15 protein-coding genes are annotated in these 20,934 nt (G+C 57.5%); 9 read left to right on the top strand and 6 right to left on the bottom strand.

Translation table 11 applies throughout. From position 1 onward, the window contains the following. Nucleotides 1-279 precede the first annotated feature (279 nt). Complete coding sequence (locus tag DHN55_RS13625; protein ID WP_108882040.1) at nucleotides 280-2,247, top strand: LysM peptidoglycan-binding domain-containing protein; 1,968 nt, start codon at nucleotides 280-282, stop codon at nucleotides 2,245-2,247. 34 nt (nucleotides 2,248-2,281) lie between these two features. Here DHN55_RS13625 and DHN55_RS13620 read toward each other — a convergent pair whose 3' ends face one another. Next, complete coding sequence (locus tag DHN55_RS13620) at nucleotides 2,282-2,773, bottom strand: copper chaperone PCu(A)C (RefSeq protein ID WP_108882039.1); 492 nt, start codon at nucleotides 2,771-2,773, stop codon at nucleotides 2,282-2,284. Here DHN55_RS13620 and DHN55_RS22370 point away from each other — a divergent pair. The 5 genes from DHN55_RS22370 to arsC all read left to right on the top strand — a co-directional run bounded on the left by DHN55_RS22370 (nucleotide 2,761) and on the right by arsC (nucleotide 7,308). Further along, a complete protein-coding gene (locus DHN55_RS22370) occupies nucleotides 2,761-3,243 on the top strand; it encodes an ArsR/SmtB family transcription factor (RefSeq protein ID WP_337660291.1) in 483 nt (160 codons plus the stop codon). The two genes, DHN55_RS13620 and DHN55_RS22370, sit on opposite strands and share 13 nt — an antisense overlap. An 11-nt stretch (nucleotides 3,244-3,254) precedes the next feature. Next, nucleotides 3,255-5,144: an ABCB family ABC transporter ATP-binding protein/permease gene (locus DHN55_RS13610; protein WP_337660290.1), complete on the top strand. Its 1,890-nt coding sequence runs from the start codon at nucleotides 3,255-3,257 to the stop codon at nucleotides 5,142-5,144. A gap of 191 nt (nucleotides 5,145-5,335) precedes the next feature. Then, nucleotides 5,336-6,034 (top strand): phosphatidylserine decarboxylase, encoded by a 699-nt coding sequence (locus tag DHN55_RS13605; RefSeq protein ID WP_108882036.1) that lies wholly within the window; start codon nucleotides 5,336-5,338, stop codon nucleotides 6,032-6,034. Nucleotides 6,035-6,064: 30 nt separating this feature from the next. Further along, a complete protein-coding gene (locus DHN55_RS13600; protein WP_108882035.1) occupies nucleotides 6,065-6,943 on the top strand; it encodes a CDP-alcohol phosphatidyltransferase family protein in 879 nt (292 codons plus the stop codon). After that, the gene (gene arsC, locus DHN55_RS13595) at nucleotides 6,940-7,308 is read left to right on the top strand and encodes an arsenate reductase (glutaredoxin) (RefSeq protein ID WP_108882034.1); all 369 of its coding nucleotides are present in this window, start codon (nucleotides 6,940-6,942) and stop codon (nucleotides 7,306-7,308) included. The genes DHN55_RS13600 and arsC overlap by 4 nt, the downstream gene beginning before the upstream one ends. A 64-nt stretch (nucleotides 7,309-7,372) precedes the next feature. Here arsC and DHN55_RS13590 read toward each other — a convergent pair whose 3' ends face one another. From DHN55_RS13590 to DHN55_RS13580, 3 genes are read right to left on the bottom strand one after another with little or no spacing between them, the layout of a single operon-like run. Beyond that, nucleotides 7,373-10,624 carry an efflux RND transporter permease subunit gene (locus tag DHN55_RS13590; protein ID WP_108882033.1) on the bottom strand — a complete coding sequence of 1,084 codons (3,252 nt, stop codon included), beginning with the start codon at nucleotides 10,622-10,624 and terminating at the stop codon, nucleotides 7,373-7,375. Further along, on the bottom strand, nucleotides 10,624-11,724 hold the full coding sequence (locus DHN55_RS13585; protein ID WP_108882032.1) for an efflux RND transporter periplasmic adaptor subunit: 1,101 nt from the start codon (nucleotides 11,722-11,724) through the stop codon (nucleotides 10,624-10,626). Before DHN55_RS13585 ends, DHN55_RS13590 begins: the two co-directional genes overlap by 1 nt. A 32-nt stretch (nucleotides 11,725-11,756) precedes the next feature. Continuing rightward, nucleotides 11,757-12,302, bottom strand: a complete 546-nt coding sequence (locus DHN55_RS13580) for a helix-turn-helix transcriptional regulator (RefSeq protein ID WP_108882031.1) — start codon at nucleotides 12,300-12,302, stop codon at nucleotides 11,757-11,759. A 243-nt stretch (nucleotides 12,303-12,545) separates the two neighbouring features. On the opposite strand from DHN55_RS13580, the gene DHN55_RS13575 reads away from it, so the two are divergent. The 3 genes from DHN55_RS13575 to hpnH all read left to right on the top strand — a co-directional run bounded on the left by DHN55_RS13575 (nucleotide 12,546) and on the right by hpnH (nucleotide 18,016). After that, entirely contained in the window at nucleotides 12,546-13,952 is a 1,407-nt protein-coding gene (locus tag DHN55_RS13575; protein ID WP_108882030.1) for an aminotransferase class III-fold pyridoxal phosphate-dependent enzyme, read from the top strand. Next, nucleotides 13,949-16,804 carry an MMPL family transporter gene (locus DHN55_RS13570; RefSeq protein ID WP_108882029.1) on the top strand — a complete coding sequence of 952 codons (2,856 nt, stop codon included), beginning with the start codon at nucleotides 13,949-13,951 and terminating at the stop codon, nucleotides 16,802-16,804. The genes DHN55_RS13575 and DHN55_RS13570 overlap by 4 nt, the downstream gene beginning before the upstream one ends. A gap of 84 nt (nucleotides 16,805-16,888) precedes the next feature. Continuing rightward, entirely contained in the window at nucleotides 16,889-18,016 is a 1,128-nt protein-coding gene (hpnH, locus tag DHN55_RS13565; RefSeq protein ID WP_108882028.1) for an adenosyl-hopene transferase HpnH, read from the top strand. Nucleotides 18,017-18,088: 72 nt separating this feature from the next. On the opposite strand, the gene DHN55_RS13560 is transcribed toward hpnH, so the two are convergent. After that, on the bottom strand, nucleotides 18,089-18,808 hold the full coding sequence (locus tag DHN55_RS13560; protein ID WP_108882027.1) for a phosphorylase family protein: 720 nt from the start codon (nucleotides 18,806-18,808) through the stop codon (nucleotides 18,089-18,091). A 110-nt stretch (nucleotides 18,809-18,918) separates the two neighbouring features. After that, nucleotides 18,919-20,901: a squalene--hopene cyclase gene (gene shc / locus DHN55_RS13555; RefSeq protein WP_108882026.1), complete on the bottom strand. Its 1,983-nt coding sequence runs from the start codon at nucleotides 20,899-20,901 to the stop codon at nucleotides 18,919-18,921. Nucleotides 20,902-20,934: the final 33 nt, after the last annotated feature.

Here is a 20,934-nt window from a genome sequence, read left to right as displayed (position 1 = left end):
TAGCGTCAAGCATTGCGTGTGGTAATTTGAGGGTACGGCCTCTTTTGTCTTCCTACACGGGGGATGACATCAGGCAGGTCTGTCTTTAGCCTTGCAGGGAAGTAGTAAGGCAAAGATTGCGCCAAACTTGTACGCACTCTATGTTCATATTGCGGACATTGGGGCAACGGGGGCTCAGGTGGGCCCGCAAAGTTGCTCTAACACTTTGGAAGCGATCAGATTTATGGTTTTTGGGTAGTCCAGTCTGAAAATCATGCTGATCCAGCGACGGGAACGAAAATGAAGCCTCTTGTATTGTTCAGTTCACTTGCTGTGCTTTGTGCGGGCGGCCTGATGGCCCTCAGCTATAAAGGTTTGCAGGACGATCCATCGGCCCTGACTTCACTGTCTTCAGGTTCGCAGACCATCAAGATCAACCCTGCCGAAGCGGTTTCGACACCGCCGGCCACCCAGCAATCTGCTGAAACAAAAACTGCCCCGGCGGAAAAGGCTGAGGAAAAAGTCGCTGTTGTTGCGCCTGAGCCTGAGAAAGTAGAAACGGCTCCATCGGCTGAAACGGCGCCTGTAGCAAAACTTGGCGATGACACCGCAAAACCGGAAGCTGCCGAAGCGGAGCCGGAAGGGGCGTCATTTGATATTGTACGGGTTGAAGAAGACGGATCAGCGGTGCTTGCAGGCCGGGCAGAGCCGGGCGCTACGGTTCGCCTGTTGATCAACGAGAAAGTTGCCGGCGAGACACAGGCCAATGACCGTGGTGAATGGGTCGTGATACCGGCAGAACCCATGCCGGCCGGCGCTCATCAGATGCAGATACAGACTGAAAATGCCGCCGGTGAAATCAAGCTCGCTGAACAAAGTGTCGCGCTGACGGTTCCCGATCAGCCGGGCACGCAACCGCTCATTGTGTTGAGTGAAACTGCCAAACCGTCAAAGGTGCTGCAGAAGCCGGAGGCCGCGGAAGTCAAGCAGGCTGAGGCTGCACCGGAAAGCACCACGAGCAAGAGTGCTGAAGATTCCACGGCTGCGGGCCAGCAACCTGCCGCTGAATCGAAAACCGCTGCCCTGGAACCGCCTGCCACGGCCACTGCGCCGGAGCCCACATCGACAGCACGCAGATTGACCGTTGACGTCGTCGATTACAACGAGGCAGGACTGACTACATTCTCGGGACGATCGGCCCCTGACAGCAGGGTGCGTGTTTATGTCGACAACCGGTTCACCGGCGAAACGGTCGCTGGTAGCGATGGGGCATGGTCTTTTACAGCAGGTCGTGAAATTGCATCGGGTCCTCACACCTTGCGCACCGATGAACTCGCATCGGACGGAAACGTGAAAGAGCGTATTGAAATGCCGTTCTTCCGTGAGTCTGCGGAACGCATTGCCAGCCTTCAGGCGCAGCGCAAGACAGAGGCTGAGGAAGAGCAGGCAAAACCGGAGGCAACCACAACTGCTGCGGTTGAACCTGAAACGAAGACGACTGCGACTGAAGACCCGGACGCGACCGCAAAGGTTGCCGCAGCCGATACGCAGGCCGCATCGACCGGAACCGAAGCACCGACCGGATCCGAAGCACCGGCTGCAGACGATACCAAGGCGGCAGACGGTGTGAAAACGGCTGAAGAAACTCAGGCCGCCGAAAAGCCTGAGGTGGCTGAAGCCCAGCCGACATCTGAGGCCAAAGGTGATGCCGAAACAGTCAAGGCAGACGTTGCCCCGGCTGCGGCCGAGCCCGATGCAACTCAGCAGACTGCGGCGGTCGAGCCTTCTGTGGAACCGGCCAAGCCTGAAACGGTCCAGCCGGTTGCCGAATCTGATGCTGCCACCGAGCCTGCCAAACCTGACACAAGCCAGCAGCAGGTCGCTGCCGTTGAGCCGGATGCTGAACCGGCCAAGCCTGCAGATCTGATACCAGGTACCGAGGATGATGAACCGACGGCCGACGCTGCCAAACCGGAACCGGAAGCAGCGGCTACCGAAACTGCTGCGGTAACGACTGAAACCCAGCAGGTTGCAACCGCGCCGCCTGCAACCGGAAAAGTGGTTATTCAGCCGGGCAACAACCTCTGGCAGATATCGCGTGTGATCTACGGCAAGGGTCGCCAGTACACGGTGATTTATGATGCCAACAAGGATCAGATCCGCGATCCGGACAGGATTTATCCCGGACAGATTTTCGAGACTCCAGGTTCGGATGCACCGGAGTCCATTGATCCCGCGTGCAAGCGGCCCCTCGCGGAGTGCAACTGATAGTCAGCAGACGCTATACTGGTATCAGCAGGCCCTAGTGGCTGTGCGTGTCGCCAACATCGCCGGCGATGGCGTTGATCTGCACGTCGCCGGCATTTTCGAAGGTCAGGGTAAGAGGCACCGGCGAACCTTTCTCGGGCTTGGTTTTCACGTCGAACATCATGATGTGATACCCGCCTGATTTTAACTCGGTCATGGAGTTGGCGGGGATTTCGATGACATCGACCGGGCGCATTTTCATGACACCGTTGTCCATCGTATGAGTGTGCAGTTCCACCCGTTGCGACAACGAGGATGATGCCGCAACCAGCTTGTCGGCACTGCCTTTGTTGTTGATGCTCAAAAACACTGCGCCGGGGCGGCCTTCGATCAGGAAGCGCGCTTTTGCGTTGCCGATTGACAGTGCACCGGCCGTTGCCTGCACGGTCATGTCGTGATGTCCGCTGTGCATCATATGCATGACGGAGTAGGCGCCGCCGGCTGCGCCGAGTACCGCGAGGGCGGCAATCAGGTATGCTCTTTTCATGGATTTGGCTGTCCTTCTGGTGTCGGACAAAATGCCAAGCCGGTTGCGCTGTGGCCATGCGACATACAGCCCTTGTGGTGGTCCGCTTCATCGTATATCGTCGATTTACGATGAATACTCGAAAAGACAATCGAAACACGTCTCCGCCCGATGTCCGGGACAGTGTGGATAGTGCCCGAATGGCATCTGTCATGGCGGCGTTGGGACATCCGGCGCGAGTAACCATCCTGCGCCGGCTGGCGTGTTGCGACGAGTGTTGCTGCCGCGAAGTGGTTGAACACCTGAATCTGGCGCAGTCCACTGTGTCTCAACATCTGAAAGTGTTGGTCGAAGCCGGTCTGGTCAGTTATGAAGCCCGGCGGCCCAAATCGCGTTACGTATTGAACAGGCAGGCGCTGCAGTCCGTATCTTCAGCAATCCATGAACTCGTTCATGATTGCTGTATGCAGCAGGCATCCGCTAACCCCTAAGGCATGTAGTTTTGACCGGTAAAAAAGTTTCCGCCGACAGCGGTTCCACGATCCGCACGATCCGTAATCTGTGGCCATACATGTGGCCGTCAGACCGGCCGGACCTGAAAATCCGGGTGTTGTGGGCAACGCTGTTTCTGGTGATTGCAAAACTGGTGCTTGTCATAGTGCCGTACTTTTTCAAGTACGCAACAGACGCCCTCAACGGCAAGCTGGAGGCTCCGGCATTGTTGCCGGTCTGGCTCCTGACACCGGTCATGCTGGTGCTTGGCTACAATGTGGCCCGGGTTACGCAATGGGGCTTCAACCAGTTGCGCGATGCCCTGTTTGCACGGGTAGGCCAGCATGCCGTCCGGCAACTTGCCTTCCGTACATTCAAGCACATGCACAAGTTGTCCCTGCGCTTTCATCTGGAACGCAGGACCGGCGGCCTGTCCCGTATTATCGAGCGCGGCACCAAGGGTATCGAGATCATAGTGCGGTTCACCATTTTGAACACCGCACCGACCATTCTGGAGTTCGCGCTCACCGCGGCAATTTTCGCCTATTCCTATGGCTGGAGCTATGTGGCCGTTATCGCGGCAGTGGTGTGGTTGTATTCCTGGTTCACCGTGCGTGCCAGCGACTGGCGCATCAACATCCGCAAGGAAATGAACGAGTCTGACAACGAGGCCAACACCAAGGCTATCGACAGCCTGCTGAACTTCGAAACCGTGAAGTATTTCGGCAATGAGGAGATGGAGGCGAGCCGTTTCGACAAGTCCATGCAGCGCTACGAGTCCTCGGCCACCAAGACATGGACTTCGCTCGGCTGGCTCAATTTCGGACAGGGACTGATATTCGGAACCGGCATGACCATCGTGATGGTGATGTCGGCGCTGGAAGTGCAGGCCGGCAAGCAGACGATCGGTGACTTTGTGTTCATCAATGTCATGCTGATGCAGTTGTCTGTGCCGTTGAACTTCATCGGTTTCGTGTACCGCGAAATCCGGCAGGGCCTGGCCGATATCGAACAGATGTTCGACCTGCTGTCCGTTGAGGAGGAAATCGTTGATGCACCGGATGCGCGGCAGCTTGAAGTCAGCGATGGTGTAATTCGCTTCAGCAGCGTGGATTTCTCCTATGATGCTGAACGCGCTATCCTGAACGGGCTGGATTTTGAAGTTCCCGCCGGACAGACCTTTGCCATTGTCGGGCCGTCAGGGGCCGGCAAATCAACCATCTCGCGGCTCATCTACCGGTTCTATGACGTCACCGGCGGCAGCATCTCCATTGATGGCCAGGATGTTCGCGAAGTGACGCAAAAGTCACTGCGCGCCGCAGTCGGCATGGTGCCGCAGGACACTGTCCTGTTCAACGACACGATCCGCTATAACATCCGCTATGGCCGCCCGGACGCAACCGATGAGGAAGTCGAGGCCGCCGCCAAACTGGCTCAGATACATGACTTTATTCTTGATTTGCCGGACGGCTACGATGCCATGGTCGGGGAACGCGGGCTGAAACTGTCCGGCGGTGAAAAGCAGCGCGTCTCGATAGCGCGCACCATATTGAAGGGTCCTCCGATCCTGATACTGGACGAGGCCACTTCCGCACTCGACACAATGACCGAGCAGGATATCCAGGCAGCGCTCAAGCTGGTGTCGAAAGATCGCACGACGCTGGTTATCGCCCACCGGCTGTCAACCGTCGTCGACGCTGACCAGATAATCGTATTGGGAGAAGGCCGGATCGCGGAGCGCGGTACCCATGCCCAGTTGCTTGAGCATGATGGCGTCTACTCATCCATGTGGAATCGCCAGCGCGAGGCTGACGAGGCATTGCGCAAGCTGGCGGAGAACTATGAAGCCCGTGGCATGACGGCCGAGGAAATTGCCCTCAGTCTGAAAGCTGACAAATAAAACCGGGATGCTGTGACCAGCCGCGCCTGATATTCGTCCCGCAGGTTGCGTCTTGGTTCTTGCACTGCGCGCCAGTGCGCTTTACCTAGACCAGGTTTTAAAGTGACAGGACGTTTTTTAGGTTCAGGTGATCCTGTCGTGTTCTGTGTTTCGTTCTGATCATCCGCCACTGCCGGAGAAATTTACCAGCGATGTTGAATTCGATCCTGTCGATATTTGTGCCCGTTCACCGCGAAGGCTATCGCTTCATCGCCATTTTTGCCGCCGTTACGCTGGTGTTGTTCTGGCTGTTGCCGGATTTTTTCGGTTGGCTGGGCGTTGTCGCAACGCTGTGGTGTGCTTATTTCTTTCGCGATCCGGAGCGTGTCACGCCGCAGGATCCGAACCTGGTGATCTCACCGGCTGATGGCCGCATATCAGCCATCGAACAGGTTGCCATTCCACCGGAACTGGCGCTCGAAGGCGACAAGCTGACCCGGATCTCGGTCTTCATGAATGTCTTTGATGTTCACGTGAACCGGTCACCGGTTGACGGTGAAGTGCTGCAGATGAGTTACATCGCGGGAAAGTTCATCAATGCCGAACTCGACAAGGCCAGCGAGCACAACGAGCGCCAGGCCCTGACGCTGGAATTACCGGACAAGCGTCGCATCGGTGTGGTACAAATTGCCGGATTGGTGGCTCGCCGCATTGTCGGATTCACGTCACAGGGCGCGCGCCTGCAGGCAGGTCAGCGTTTCGGGCTGATTCGTTTCGGTTCGCGGGTTGATGTATATCTGCCGGAAGGAACCGCCGTCCGGGTCTGTGTCGGACAACTCGCTGTCGCAGGCGAGACGGTGCTTGCCGACCTGTCCGGCTCCGGGCCTGCGCCGACCGGGCGCAAGGCCTGACAAATCTATGCCATACGAGGCAAACTGGATATGATGAACAAGGACGAAGAACCGGCATACACGGGCGAACAGCGCCTGCGCCAGATACCGGTCAGGTACCTGGTGCCTAACATTGTCACGCTGCTGGCACTGTGTTCGGGGGTTACCGCCATCCGGCTGGGAATTGAAGGCCGCTTTGAACTGGCCGTGGCCTGCGTCATTCTCGCCACTGTTCTGGACGCCCTGGACGGGCGTATCGCGCGTGCGCTGAAAGGCTCATCGAAATTCGGCGCCGAACTGGATTCCCTGGCTGATTTTGTAAACTTCGGTGTGGCGCCGGGCCTGCTGATCTACATGTGGTCGCTGAGCGCGTTGAAGAACCTTGGCTGGATCGTGGCCCTGGCATTGGCAATGTGCTGTGCGTTGCGGCTGGCGCGCTTCAATGTGGCGCTTGAGGATCCGGACCGCCCCGCCTGGAAGATCAATTACTTCACCGGCGTCAATGCGCCGGCAGGAGCCATGCTTGCCATGCTGCCGATGTATATGGGGTTTCTGGACCTGCTCCCGTCGGGCAGTGAGATTGCGCATTTCGTACTGGTCTATATTGCGGTGATAGCCTTTTCCATGGTGTCGCGCGTGCCGACGTTTTCCGGCAAGGGTGTGGGCCGGGTCAGCCGTGAATGGGTCTTGCCGATCCTGGCAGCGGTTACCATCATTGCAGCACTTCTGGTGACCTATACCTGGGAAGTGGTGACCTTTGCAGCGTTTGCCTACATTGCGGCTATTCCCGTCTCTATCGTGAGTTATATGCGTCAGAAAAGCGCCTGGGAAAAACGCATTGCCAACGGTGAAGAAGACGCCATTGCCGCCGAAATCGATCCGGCTGACCTTGATACAGACGAAGCACATGCAGGTGACGACAAGAAATGACAATAGTGGTCCATCATAATCCTTCGTGCGGCACGTCACGCAACACCATTGAGCTCATCCGAGCATCCGGTGAAGAGCCGGTAATCATCGAATACCTCACGGAAGGCTGGACGCGTGCGCAGTTGCTGGCCCTGTTTGCCGCTGCGGGCTTGACCCCGCGCGAAGCGATGCGCACCGTGAGGTCTCCTGCGGAAGAACTTGGCCTGACCAATCCCGGCGTCGATGACGAGACGATCCTCGCCGCCATGGTTGAGCACCCAGTGCTGGTCAACCGGCCGATAGTCGCAAGCCCCAGGGGCGTGCGCCTGTGCCGTCCGGCGGAGCTGGTTCTCGATCTGCTGGATGCTGCCGGCGACAAATCCTGAAACTGTCTCCCGTCAGGCCCGGCTGCCTGCATTGATCTTCAGCTACCCGTCTGGCGTTGCGTCATTACTCTGCGGCCTGGGGGAATGCCTCCGGCACATCGCTGGCCGGTTTGCGCTTCTTCCCGGCCCCTGTTTCGGCAGCGCCAGCCGTTGCTGCATCGCCCTTGCGGAACCTGTTTCGCAGTCGCTGCCAGCTTTCCTTCCACACTGTCGGCGCTGACAGCATGACCGGGGCAAATACCAGTGTGAGAACCGTTGAGAAGGCCAGCCCGAACACCATTGCGGTGGACATATGCACCCACCAGGCTGATGTCATGGAACCGATCGTCACCGTACGCTCGAGGAAATTCACATTGAGCTGGAACATCAGCGGCAACAGGCCGAGAATGGTGGTAACCGTCGTCAGCAGGATTGGCCTGATACGCTGGGCCGCCGCACGCAGAGTCGCGTCTTTCGCATTCATGCCGCGCTTCAGCAGGCTTTGATATGTATCGATCAGCACGATCGCGTTGTTCACCACCACACCGGCCAGTGCGACCAGTCCGGTGCCGGTCATGATGATCGAAAAATAGTGCCGCATAACCAGCATGCCGAGGATCACGCCGACGGCGGACATGATAACGGTCAAGAGGGTCAGCGCCGTGTGGTAGAATGAGTTGAACTGCACCACCAGGATCATGAACATCATGAACAGCGAGCCCAGCAGCGCCTTTTGCAGAAACGCTGCCGACTTCTGCTGATCTTCGTCCGCACCACGGAACTTGAAGCTCACCCCGTTTTTCCAGGTTTGCTGCTTCAGCCAGGTATCCAGCTCATTGATTTTGTCATTGGCCAGTACGCCGGCTCCGGCATTGGCCTTGACGAACAGGGACGGCTTGGAATTGAACCGGTAAAGCGTATTCACCTGCTGCTTGATTTCGCGGGTCACGAAGTTGGACAAGGGCTGCTGTCCGCCCGGTGTTTGCAGTTTCAGTGTATCAAGGCTTGCCAGCGAACGCTGATCTTCGGGAAGCCGTACCCGGATATCCAGCTCGTCGCGGCTGTCATCGGGCCGGTAGGTGCCGATCAGCGCTCCGTTGGTGATCAGTTGCACAAGAGAGCCGGCAGCGGCAACCGACGCACCAAAGCGGCCGGCTTCTTCGCGGTCGACCTTGAGTTGCACCTCGTAGCCGGGCAGGGGGAGGTCGTCATCGATGTCGATGAGCCCGGTCATGGTGTTTTCCATGTAGGCCCGCACCCTGCGAACGGCCTCGGTGGCGTCATCGCGGTTGTCCGACTGAATCTGCAACCGTATGTCCTTGCCGGTTTGCGGGCCTCCCGCCAGCTCGCGGACCTCTATGATGGTCCCGGGAATACCCTGCACGGCCTCGGTGAACTGCTTCTTGACGGTTACCCAGTCATCTCGCTGGCCGACAGGTTTCAGTTCTATCTGCACCTGGCCCACCACATCGGGAGGCACGTCCTGTGATGCGCCAAGGCCACTGTTGCCGCCAGTCTCGGTGCCAGCATAAGTGGTCAGGTTGTCGATCGCCGGATGACCGGTGAGTTTGTTGTAGGCCTTGCGGACAATAGTCAGCTTCTGGTCGTTCGACAGGTTGCCGCGCGCCCGGACATAGACGATTGCGACTTCCGGCTCGGTCTCCACGAAAAACTCCACCCCGGTTGGTTTGGCGGCATAAGCCCCGATAATCCCGCCCATGGCGAGCAGGATGACTACCATGACCTTGGCCGGGTGCTTCATGGCGCCGTTCAGGAACCGGATGTATTTCCCGGTCATGCCGGGCATGGTCAGAAGATCACCTTCGCCGTCTCCCGCCAACCGGGCTGCACTGTCCTTGTCGGTTGTGCCGGCCTTGCCGAAAATTGTGCCCACGGCCGGCAGGAAAATCATCGCGGTTATCAGTGATGCGCTCAGCACAACAATAACAGTCAGCGGCAGGTAGCCCATGAATTCGCCGGCAACGCCGGGCCACAACAGCATGGGCAGGAACGCGGCCAGTGTTGTCGCAGTTGACGACACAATCGGCCAGAACATGCGCTGGGCAGCCGCAATGTAGGCTTTTTGCTTCGGCAGGCCTTCCGCCATCTTGCGGTCAGCGTACTCGATCATCACAATCGCGCCGTCCACCAGCATGCCGACGGTCAGGACAAGCCCGAACATCAGCATGATGTTGACCGTATATCCCAGGAAGCCGAAGAACAGGAAGCCGATCATGAACGAGGTCGGAATGGCGAGCCCGACCATAAGACCGGACCGCAGTCCGAGTGCGGCCACAACCAGGGTCATCACCAGCAGGATGGCGAGGAAAATCGACGAGGACAGCGACCCCAGTATGTCGGCAATGAGACGGGACTGATCCAGCGTGGTCTCGACCCTGATGGCATCGGGCCATTTCGAAGTCACCTCCGCGATAACGCGCTTGACCTCATTGTTGTTGACCAGAATGTTCGACCCGAGGCGTTTGACAACTTCAATGGCGATGGTCGGTTTGCCGTTGAACTCCGCATAACGATCACGATCCTTGAAGGTACGCTTGATCTGCGCCACCTCGCCGAGGGTGACCGTGGTGCCGTTGGACGACTTTACAACCAGGTTGAAGATATCGGACGCATTCTCAAACAGGCCCGGTATTTTGACGTTGAATTTTCCGGCCGGTGAATTGACGGCACCGGCGGCAACCAGCCGGTTGTTCAGGCTGGCCGAATTGAGCAATTCCTGCTGCGTAACGCCGTAGGCTTCCAGCTTCACCGGATCCACGACAATTTCGAGAAGCTCTTCACGCTGGCCGGAGAGCTTGGCTTCCAGCACGGTGTTGATGCCTTCAATCGCATCCTGCAGTTCGCGCGCGTGCTTGAACAGAGTGCGCTCCGGAACAGTGCCGGACAGTGAAACAATGATGGTAGGCTGCAGCGAGAAGTTGATTTCGTTGATGGTTGGTTCTTCAGCGTCAGTCGGCAGTTCCGACTTTGCCAGGTCGACCTTCTCGCGCACGTCGAGAATAGCCTGGTCGATGTCGACCTCGGTTTCAAACTGCACCAGGATGCCGCCATGGCTTTCAGACGCAATGCCGGTCATTTCCTTGACGCCGTCCAGGCCGCGCAGCTTCTCCTCCACCGGTTTGACGAGCAGGCGTTCAGAGTCTTCCGGGCTGATGCCGGGCAGCGGCACTGAAATATAGACGACCGGGATTTGAATGTCCGGATCGGCCTCTTTCGGAATTTCCACGAAACTCCAGACGCCGGCCAGGAGCATGACGATCAACATGGACAGTACGGCACGCGGACGCGACAGTATGGCGGCAAGCGCGGAATTCATCAGCTGGCCTCCGCTGCGGTGATTTCGACTTCAACCGTCTGGCCGTCGACGACAAAGTCTTGTCCAGCAACAATCAGCATTGCGGTTTCGGGAAGCCCTGTCACCCAGACCCCGTCCGTCTCCTGCGACACGATCTCGATTGGCGCGAACTTCACCTTGTTTCCGTCCACCACTATGCGTACGCCGAGCTTGCCGTCGTCGGAAAGCGTCAATGCGGAAGCGGAAAGCTTGTGGGCCACAACCTTGGGCAGGTTGATGTACAACTCGCTGGTAATGCCCTCGCGCAGCTTTTCACCGGTATTGGCGACTTCAAGCTCAACCCGGAATGTCCGGGTCTCCCGATCCGATGCCATCGCAATAGACGTTATCTTGCCTTCGATAATCTCGCCGGTTACCAGCTTGGCACCGGCCTGCATGCCCTCTGTCACATTCGGCAACAACCGTTCCGGCACCTGTGCCGCAACGATCAGGGGGTCCATGACGTGTACAGTGGCGCACATTGAACCCGATTGCAGATAGTTGCCGGACTGGGCAGGTTTGCCCCGCAGGACGCCCACGATCGGAGACCGTATCTGGGTCCACTTCATGTCCAGTTCGATCTGGGCAAGTTCTGCCTGAGCCAGTTCCATTGCGGCCTTGTCGGACGCCACCTTGGCCTTGGCGGCAAAGTTGCTGCTGGCCAGCTTGGTCGTTGCATCAAGATCGCGCTTTGCGCTCGCCAATGCCGCCTTGGCACGCGCCATCTGGGCCTTGCGGGCACCGGTATCCAGTTGGCAAAGCAGGTCACCGGCCTGGACCTTGTCACCGTCGTCGAATGACTGCTTCTCGACGATACCGTTGGTGCGCGCACGTACTTCCACTTTCCGCGAAGCCTCGGTGATGCCGCGCACCGGAAACACGTTGACACGTTCAACGGCTTTGCTTTCCCTGACGCCGACGAGGAACAGTTTGGCCAGTTTGGCTGCTTTCGCTTCCTCTTTCTGCTTCTGCCCGGCCGCTGTTTTGTCGCCATCGCCGATGGCGGGCAAGACATAGCCTGAACCAAACCATCCAATGATCGCTAAGGCGAAAATCGCCGACCATAAATATGATTTTGACATTGTTACCTGAACCGTTTCTCAAAAATTGACCGTTATTCGGCAGCGTCACTCGATATTGGCTTTTGCGGTAGGCCAAGTGAGCTGCGTGATGCTTCCATGTACTGGATGGCGGCTGATACCACCGCGTGCCCGTATCCGTTTACAAACGCGTGACCGGAGCCGGGTTCCAGTGACTGGCGGCACTCTTCAATGGTGGCAAGTTCGTCATACAGAAACTCCATTTGCCCGTTGAACACGGCCTCCAGATGTTTCGGATCAACCTGGTCACGAAACAGGGCCTGGAACAGAAATTCCGATTTGAATTTGTCCTGTTGCGGCAACTCATGCAGCGAATTCTTAAGTGCTTTCCGGCCGGCCTCGGTGATGGAATAGGCCTTTTTAAGCGGCTTGCCCTCCTGCGCCTGTTCGCGCACGCTGACCAGTCCATCCGCCAGCATCTGGGTCAGGGCAGGGTATATCGAGCCATAACTCGCCTCAATGAAATGTGAGAACATTCCATCTTCAACGGCCTTTTTGATTTCATAGCCCGACGCCTCTTCGAATGCGAGGATGCCCAGACACAATGTGCGCACATTCATATGACGATATCCCATTTCATTAACGTGGCGGCGCGAAGCAGTATATCAAACTGATATATAACAATTATGAATATATCAAGACGATAGTGCTGCCTGTGATTACGCCTTTCAACTGAAACCGGATTACACCTGTCTTGTAAGACTTTAACCTGGGCTTTGGACCCTAGGTCGCATGGGGTTAAGCAGCGACTGTGTGTAAAAGACGTGCAGGGTTCACAAATTCCGGCGTGGAGACACGGCAAAATGCCTCTCGATATCAAGAAAATTGTCGAAGAAAACACGGGCGCAAACAACGCGCTGTATGCCGATCACGTCAATCCACGCTTTGCCAAGGCATTGAAAATAATTGGCTTTGACAAAAACTATGTCACGGCATCCGGCGCCTATATGTGGGACAGCAAGGGCCGCAAGTACCTGGACATGCTGGCCGGATACGGCGCCTTCAATATGGGGCGGAATCATCCGGACATCCGGCAGGTGATGAAGGACTTCATGGATGCGGACTTTTGCTCCCTGGTGCAGATGGAAACGCCGATCCTGTGTGGACTTGTCGCGCAGCAGCTGAAACAGCGCTGCGGCTACGGGCTGGACAAGGTCTACTTCTGTTCAACCGGCGCCGAAGGCAATGAGACGGCCATCAAGTTCGTGCGCCGGGCCACCGGACGCGACAAGCTGGTGTTTGCCAGCTCCGCCTTTCACGGCCTGACATCAGGTGCGCTTGCCTTGAACGGCGGTGAAGTGTTCCGCGAAAAGTTCGGTGAACTGCTGGGCACCGACAAGGTCCCGTTCGGGGATCTGGATGCTTTGGAGGAAGTGCTTGCAAAGCGTGATGTCGCGGCGTTTTTTGTTGAACCGATTCAGGGCAAGGGCGTTAACATCCCGCCTGACGGCTATCTGGCCGGTGCCGGCAGGCTGTGCAGGAAATACGGTACGCTTTTTGTTGTCGACGAAGTGCAGACCGGTATCGGGCGGACCGGAAAGTTTCTGGCAATCCAGCACGAGGATGGCGTTGAACCCGACCTGGTTATCCTGTCGAAATCCCTGTCGGGAGGCTACGTGCCCGTTTGTGCCGTCCTGATGAAAGATAGCGTTTTCAACAAGGTCTTTTCATCGCTCGACCGGGCGGTCGTGCATTCGTCGACGTTTGGCAAATCCAATTTTGCCATGGCTGCTGCCCTTGCTGCCATGAACGTCCTTGATGAAGAGGATCTGTGCTCAAATGCCACCGCCATGGGCGACCTGCTGGGCGAGCGGTTATCCGCTCTGGTGCCGAAATACGAGTTCATGAAAGACGTGCGCTGGCGCGGTTTGATGCTGGCGGTTGAGTTTGGCAAACCGAAATCCCTCAAGCTGCGCACGGCATGGGCAACCGTCAACGGTCTGAACGAGGACCTGTTCTGCCAGGCGGTGACCATTCCGCTGCTGCAGGATCACGCGATCCTTACCCAGGTCGCGGGAAACCGCATGACCACGATCAAGCTCATTCCGCCGCTGACCATCAACGAGGCAGACGTTGACTGGTTTGTTTCCGGTTTCGACCAGGTAATGGCAGATCTGCATAAATTCCCCGGGCCTGCGTGGGAGAGCCTGACCCGCATTGCCAAGAATGCGCTGACGCGCCCGGACGAAAAGGCCAAGGCGACCGCATGACGACCATCAAGCGTACGGCGCGCAAGCCAGCCGCTCGCAAGGCTGCTGCGAAAAAGAAACCTAAAAAAGTATCCGCTCAGCCGGAGTCTGGACAGGACCTGCAAACGGGCAGTCCTGAACCATTGGCGAGCGAGACCGGAACATCTGAAGATACAACGGGAATCGAAGACAAAGGTGCGGTTGCGGCCCTGAGGTCAGGTGAGGCGTTCGCGCACATCGCGCGCGCATGTACCGGTCACGCCTGGGCCGTGATTGCCGTGTTTGTCATTTTGGCCGTGCTTGGTGCGGGCCTGGCTGCAACCAGACTGAAAGTTGACACTGACCCCGGCCTGATGATTTCCGGCAACCTGGATTTCCGCCAGCAGTACAAGCAGTTTTCGAAAACCTTCCCGGCGGTTGAAAACAATTTCCTGTTCATCGTGGAAAGCGATGATCCCGAGGAGAGCCGCAAGGGCGCAGAACGCGTCGAAAAGGCCCTGCTGGCCAGGCCCGACCTGTTTCATCATGTGGTCGCGCCCGGTGTCGGAGCGTTTTTCGACGATTACGGTATCCTCTACGCGGATACAGACGATGTGAAAAAGGTGGCAGACCAGATCAAGGAGTCTGCGCCAACCTTCAATGCGCTGGCCGATCAGCCGAACATGGCCGGCCTGTCGGGTGTCTTGAACGAGATTACCGCTTACACCCAGGCGGGCAGGGCACCGGAAGGCGTTGACGTGTTTCTGAATGCCATCGCCAGGACGGTTGACGGCGAAATCTCCGGGCAGCCGGTGCCGCTGGACTGGTCGGGGCTGGGTGGAACTGACGACGGACCGAAGCTTACGGAAAAGCGCTGGTTCGTGCTGAGCCAGCCGATACTCGATTTTTCCGAGATTGAATCTGCAGCCCGGCCGATGGCTGAAGCACGCAGACTTATGGCTGATCCGGCTATCAATGCTGCCGGCAGGGTAACCGTACAATTGACGGGCGAGGCGGCGTTGAACGCTGAAGAGTTCGAAGCGGTGACCAAGGGCGCAGCTATTGCCGGCATCATATCGTTCACGCTGGTGACATTGACCGTGTTCTTTGGTTTGCCGGCGATGGTTCTTGTTGTTCCGGCACTAAGTCTCATCGTTCTGGGCTTCCTGATCAATGCCGGGTTTGCGACCTTGAGTGTCGGCTACCTGAACATGATATCGGTTGCTTTTGCCGTGTTGTTTATCGGCCTTGGCATTGATTATGCGGTTCACGTCGTATTGCGGTTCGCCGAACACCGGGCAAAGGGTGAAACAGGCTCCGATGCCGCCGTGAGCGCGGTTCGCAAGACCGGTCCGGCCCTTGCCTTGTGCACCGTCACCACTGCGCTTGCGTTCTTGGCCTTCACACCAACTGACTTCGTGGGCATGGCCCAACTCGGTGTCATTGCTGCCGGCGGCCTGGTCATCGCATTTGTCGCATCCATTACGCTGGTGCCTGCCATCCTCACCTTGCTGCCCGGCAAGCAGGAAAAATTTGCCCGCAACATGGCCGGTCTTGAGACGGTGAACGGCAACAAGTCTTCCGGCACTTCCTGGCTGCGCACCGGCGCCACGCTGGTCATTCTGGCCGTTGCAGCAGCTTCACTGTTCACGTTCACAGACGCCCGTTTTGACGGCGACCCGATAAACCTGAAGGACCCGGCCGCGCCAACCGTCAAGGCGTTCATGAAGATACTTGATGACCAGCCCGGCGAAATCTATGCGGGCCAGGTTCTGGTTGAGCCCGGGCAGCCGGCGCGTGAGATGATCGCAAAGCTGAACGCGCTGCCGGAGGTCAAGAAAGTACATGCCATATCCGACTTCCTGCCCGACGACCAGGCAGCCAAGCTGGCCGAGCTCAACCCGCTGCGCGATGTGATGCCGCGGGTGGTGAACTCAGGCTCCGATGTCGGCGATGAAGTGCGCCGGCGGATGATTGCCAGCATTTCCAGAAACATGAAAGCGCTGTCCGAAGCCGAGGATGCCCCTTCACCTTTGAAGGCGTCGGCCAAACGCCTGCAGGACGCCATTGCGGCATTTGACGAGAACAACAAGGACGATGACGGTGAGGCGACGGCAAAGCTGGAACGGCAATTGTTTGTCGGACTGCCGGACATGCTGGCTGACATCAATCGTCTTGCGACAACCAATACGGTGAGTGTCGATGCTCTGCAGGCAACTCTGCGCGAGCGCTTCGTGGCGCCGGACGGCAGATGGCGGCTTGAAGTGGTGCCTGCCAAAAACATGCGTGATTCTGGCAATCTGGAAGAGTTCGTGGCCGCTCTGCAGTCGGTGGACCCGCTGGTATCAGGTTCACCTGTGGATATTGCGGGATCGGCGGATGCAGTTGCGCGGGCCATGATAATGGCAACGCTCGCGGCTCTGGTCATGGTCGTGCTGTTGGCATGGCCTGCATTCCGGCGCGTGCGCTATGTTCTGCTGGTGTTGTCTCCGCTGGTCCTGGCAGCATGCCTGATGGTGGGTTACACCGTCATGCTCGACTCGCCGTTCAACTTTGCCAATGTTATCGTGCTGCCGCTGTTGCTGGGGCTGGGCGTTGATTCTTCGATCCACTATGTGATGCGCGCGCGCGAGGAAACCGTGGCAACCGATGTAACCGGTACGTCCACTCCAAGAGCGGTCCTGATTTCGGCACTGACAACAATCGGATCGTTTGGTACCTTGTGGCTGTCCGGTCATCGCGGCATGTCGAGCATGGGGGAAATGCTTACAATTGCCATCCTGGTCACGCTAATTTGTACGCTGGTGGTCTTGCCTCAACTGATGCACTGGGCATTCTCGAAAGGCAATGGACAGGCAGTGGCTAAAGAGCACACCACGACCGGAAAGCCTTGACCTGATCGTGAGGTCATAATTAAGAACATGTCTTCTGGTTAGCAGGGGCATTCTCAAGTTTGAACAACAAAAGGTGGTAGACCTGTGTCGGTACCGTTAATGCAGCAAGCGCGCGTCGGCGCCTATGTGATGAAGCAGAAGCTCAAGGGCAACAAGCATTATCCGCTGGTGCTGATGCTTGAGCCATTGTTCAAATGCAATCTGGCATGTGCCGGTTGTGGCAAGATCGATTACCCGAAGCCAATCCTCGACAAGCGCCTGTCGGTCAAGGACTGCCTGGAGGCGGTTGATGAATGCGGTGCGCCGATTGTAGCGATTCCCGGTGGCGAACCGCTTATCCACAAGGAAATCGGCGAAATCGTCGAAGGCATTGTGGCACGCAAGAAATATGTGTCGCTGTGCACCAATGCGCTGCTTCTGGAGAAGAAGCTGCATCTGTTCAAACCGTCACCGTTTTTGTTCTTCTCTGTGCATCTCGACGGTCTGAAGGATCATCACGACAAGTCGGTGTGCCAGACCGGTGTCTATGACCGCGCCATTTCAGCCATCAAGGCGGCTCAGGCAAAGGGCTTCCAGGTCAATGCCAATGCCACCATCTTTGACGGTCACGCGCCGGAAGACATTGCCAAGTTCCTCGACATGACCACCGAGATGGGCGTCAACGTCTCTATCTCACCCGGGTTCATGTATGAGCGCGCGCCTGATCAGGAGAGCTTCCTGTCGCGCCGCAAGACCAAGCAATTGTTCCGTGAGGTGTTCAAGCACGGCAAGGGCAGGAAGTGGAAACTGTCTCACTCGACCCTGTTCCTCGACTTCCTTGCAGGCAACCAGGAATACATGTGCACGCCCTGGGGAATGCCGACCCGCAACGTATTCGGCTGGCAGAAACCCTGCTATCTGCTCGGCGAGGGATACGTTTCCACATACAAGGAGCTCATCGAAACCACCGACTGGGAAGCGTATGGCACCGGGCGGTATGAAAAGTGCGCCAACTGCATGGCTCATTGCGGTTTTGAACCAACAGCTGCCCTTGATGCCACGGCAAACCCGCTGAAAGCGCTGGCGGTTGCAATTCGCGGTGTGAAAACGGATGGCGACTTTGCGCCGGAAATCGATCTGACCCATGCCCGCAAGGCTGACTATGACCTGCATGAAGAACACGTTGCAAAAGTCATGAAGGACATTCACGCGCCGAAAGTTGCTGCGGAGTAACTTCTGCCGAGTTGAGCCTCCAGAAACAGTCAGAAGCCCGATGCAGTGATGTGCCGGGCTTTTTTGGTATCTCTATCTCGTAAAGCCAAAATCCGGCAGCAGGGCCTCGCACACGGCCTTGAGCTGTTTCTGTGCCTTGCCGGACTTGCCGGCAAGCCGTATCAGTCCGCCGACATCCTGTGGTCGTGACACCAGGCCGCGCAACAGGCCGCCGACATTGAGATTGCCGTCGGAGTGAACGGCGTCTCGCGTGGCTTCGGGCAGGGTGTCCGCCTCTTCATCCAGTACGATTCGAACCGCGATGAAGGGGATGTTGAAACGCGTGGCGGCATGGGCGATCCCGGCGCTTTCCATGTCTACCGCGCAGGCGCCGCATTGTGTACGCGTCGCCTGTTTGCCGGCCTGTGTTTCAATCACTTCGGTTGCGCAATAGATGGCTCTTTCGGTGACAAGCGGCATGCCGGCCATCTTGGCTGCAACCACTGATGTCCAGTCGGCATCTGTGTCGAAGTGCTCATTGTCGGCGGTGACAATCGCGCTCGGCAGGATGACGCTGCCGGTGGCAATGGCAGTATCAAGCGCGCCGCAAAACCCGATTGAGACCAGTCCCGACAATTGTTTCTCCTGGCGGCCAAGTTCCGCCGCCGCCAGAAACCCGGCCGCACGGCCAAGTCCTGACTGCACTGCAATCAGTCTGTCGCTTACGGGAGCCGCAACACCACTTACGACAGAGTACTCCTGCGCAAGTGCCGTTATGAGCCCGATGGGTCTGATGTGATCTGACGTCGCCATTTGAGGCAAAGCAAGTGCAACAGTAAGGCGGTTTCGTCAACCCGCCTTGTGCATTGCATGAAGATGTTTTCGCCGTCTTGGAGCAGTCTCACCGGCTCATGCGGTGACGCTTACATGCCCCATTCGACCCTGCGCGTGTTGCCGCGCATCAAATTTGCGTAGCGTCCCACTGCCCAGGTCGGGAAATAGGATGAGTAGCCGTGATAACGTAAATAGAACACTCGCGGGAAACCAACGGCGGTGTACCAGGGTTCGTCCCATTTGCCGCCTGTGCGCGGGGCTTCATTGATGAACTGTGCGCCACGGGCCACGCTTGTGTGGGTGACTTCACCGGCTGCCATCAGGCCCAGCATGGCCCAGGCTGTCTGTGACGGTGTCGACGCCTTGGCCTCGCCACGGCGTTCCTTCCAGTAGGTCGCACCATCCTCGCCCCAGCCGCCGTCGTCACGCTGTTGCGCGATGAGCCAGTCGACGGCCTTGCGCACATAAGGAGCGTCCATGTCTTCACCGACGGCGTTCAGCGCGTTCAGCGCCGACCACGTGCCATAGATATAGTTGGTTCCCCAACGGCCAAACCATGAACCGTCTTCTTCCTGATCGATGCGCACAAATGCCATGCCGCGCTGAATGCAGGAGTGATCGCGCTCGTAGCCGACCTGAGCCAGGAAAGACAGGCAGCGTGCCGTCACATCCACTGTCGGCGGATCAAGCAATGCGCCATGGTCGGCAAACGGAATGGTGTTCAGGAAATCGGCATTGTTGTCGATGTCGAATGCACCCCATCCGCCGTTCTTGCTCTGCATGCCTTCGATCCACACAACGGCGCGGCGAATGCTTTCTGCATATCGATCAGGATCGACGCGGTGCAACAACATGCCGACAACGGCTGTATCGTCCACATCAGGGTAATGATCGTTGCGGTACTGAAATGCCCAGCCACCCGGTTCCAGGTCGGGTGCATTGATTGCCCAGTCGCCTTTGACGTCCAGAATCTGAAGATCGCGCAGCCAGTCGCACATGGCGATGATGCGTTCATCGTCCGGCGCAACACCTGCCTCCAGCAGGCCATGGGCGGCAAGCGACGTATCCCAGATCGGAGATACGCACGGCTGCACATAACGCGGCTTGTCACCACGTACCTGGCGGTTTTCAGTCACCATTTTGCGGCATGCACTGAGTGCCGTCACAAAGTCCTCATGGTCGGGGCTGTAGCCGAGTGCATCATAGGCCATGGCCGTGTTCGCCATAGCCGGGAAGATTGCGCCAAGACCGTCATCTCCATTCAGCCGTGGCTTGATGAAGTCGAGAGATCTTTGAATGGCCCACTTGCGGAACTTCATGCGCGGGAAAATGTGCTTTTCCGCCGGATGAAGCAGCTTGTCGATATGCAGGAAGAATTCACCCCAGCGGCTGCCGGTATGATTGAAATTCCACACCTTGATGTCTTCCGGCGGCTCGCAGAATATCTCCCGGCACGATGCTTTCATCGGGTTGCGGGCTATTGGCTTGAGCGCAGCCAGTATGGTCAGTGGTGCAATCACCGTGCGTGACCAGTAGGCAAACTTCCAGATGTTTGCCGGAAACCATTTCGGCATCAGCATAAGCTCAACCGGCATGGCGGGAACCCCGCGCCACGGAATCTGTCCGAACAGAGCCAGAGAATACCGACAGAACACGTTTGATTTTTCTGCACCCCCGTGGGCCAGAATTGCATTGCGAGCCTTGATCATGTGCGGCGCGTCTTTGTCGTCGCCCAGCAGCTTCAGAGCGAAATACGCCTTGACCGAGGCCGAGATATTGAAGCCGCCTTCGTGAAACAGCGGCCAGCCGCCATGGGTTTTTGACTGCAGCGAACGCATATACTCGCCCAGTTCAACTTCAAGCTCCGGCTCGCGCATATCAAGAAAATGATTGAGGAAAATGTATTCTGCCGGAATGGTTGCGTCGGCTTCCAGCTCGAACACGATGTGGCCGTCGTCCTGCTGCATGGCCAGCAGGTGCTCACCTGCGTCACGCGCGGTGTTTTCGCTATCGGAGACAAGTGTCGGCGAAGTCCCGGATTCGGGACGCAGGACGTAAACGTTAGACTGCATGTTACCTCAACCCAATTACACCAAACAGAAGAG

The sequence above is a fragment of the Anderseniella sp. Alg231-50 genome, assembly GCF_900149695.1.
Taxonomy (GTDB): Bacteria; Pseudomonadota; Alphaproteobacteria; order Rhizobiales; family Aestuariivirgaceae; genus Anderseniella.
This window is presented reverse-complemented; position numbering and strand designations above follow the sequence as displayed.

Excerpts from the sequence above, each read along its gene's own strand:
- shc (WP_108882026.1), bottom strand. The coding sequence starts at position 20,901 with ATGCAGTCTAACGTTTACGTCCTGCGTCCCGAATCCGGGACTTCGCCG.
- DHN55_RS13580 (WP_108882031.1), bottom strand. The coding sequence starts at position 12,302 with ATGAATGTGCGCACATTGTGTCTGGGCATCCTCGCATTCGAAGAGGCG.
- DHN55_RS13625 (WP_108882040.1), top strand. The coding sequence starts at position 280 with ATGAAGCCTCTTGTATTGTTCAGTTCACTTGCTGTGCTTTGTGCGGGC.
- arsC (WP_108882034.1), top strand. The coding sequence starts at position 6,940 with ATGACAATAGTGGTCCATCATAATCCTTCGTGCGGCACGTCACGCAAC.
- DHN55_RS13620 (WP_108882039.1), bottom strand. The coding sequence starts at position 2,773 with ATGAAAAGAGCATACCTGATTGCCGCCCTCGCGGTACTCGGCGCAGCC.
- DHN55_RS13605 (WP_108882036.1), top strand. The coding sequence starts at position 5,336 with ATGTTGAATTCGATCCTGTCGATATTTGTGCCCGTTCACCGCGAAGGC.
- DHN55_RS22370 (WP_337660291.1), top strand. The coding sequence starts at position 2,761 with ATGCTCTTTTCATGGATTTGGCTGTCCTTCTGGTGTCGGACAAAATGC.
- DHN55_RS13600 (WP_108882035.1), top strand. The coding sequence starts at position 6,065 with ATGATGAACAAGGACGAAGAACCGGCATACACGGGCGAACAGCGCCTG.
- DHN55_RS13570 (WP_108882029.1), top strand. The coding sequence starts at position 13,949 with ATGACGACCATCAAGCGTACGGCGCGCAAGCCAGCCGCTCGCAAGGCT.
- DHN55_RS13585 (WP_108882032.1), bottom strand. The coding sequence starts at position 11,724 with ATGTCAAAATCATATTTATGGTCGGCGATTTTCGCCTTAGCGATCATT.
- DHN55_RS13590 (WP_108882033.1), bottom strand. The coding sequence starts at position 10,624 with ATGAATTCCGCGCTTGCCGCCATACTGTCGCGTCCGCGTGCCGTACTG.
- DHN55_RS13575 (WP_108882030.1), top strand. The coding sequence starts at position 12,546 with ATGCCTCTCGATATCAAGAAAATTGTCGAAGAAAACACGGGCGCAAAC.
- DHN55_RS13560 (WP_108882027.1), bottom strand. The coding sequence starts at position 18,808 with ATGGCGACGTCAGATCACATCAGACCCATCGGGCTCATAACGGCACTT.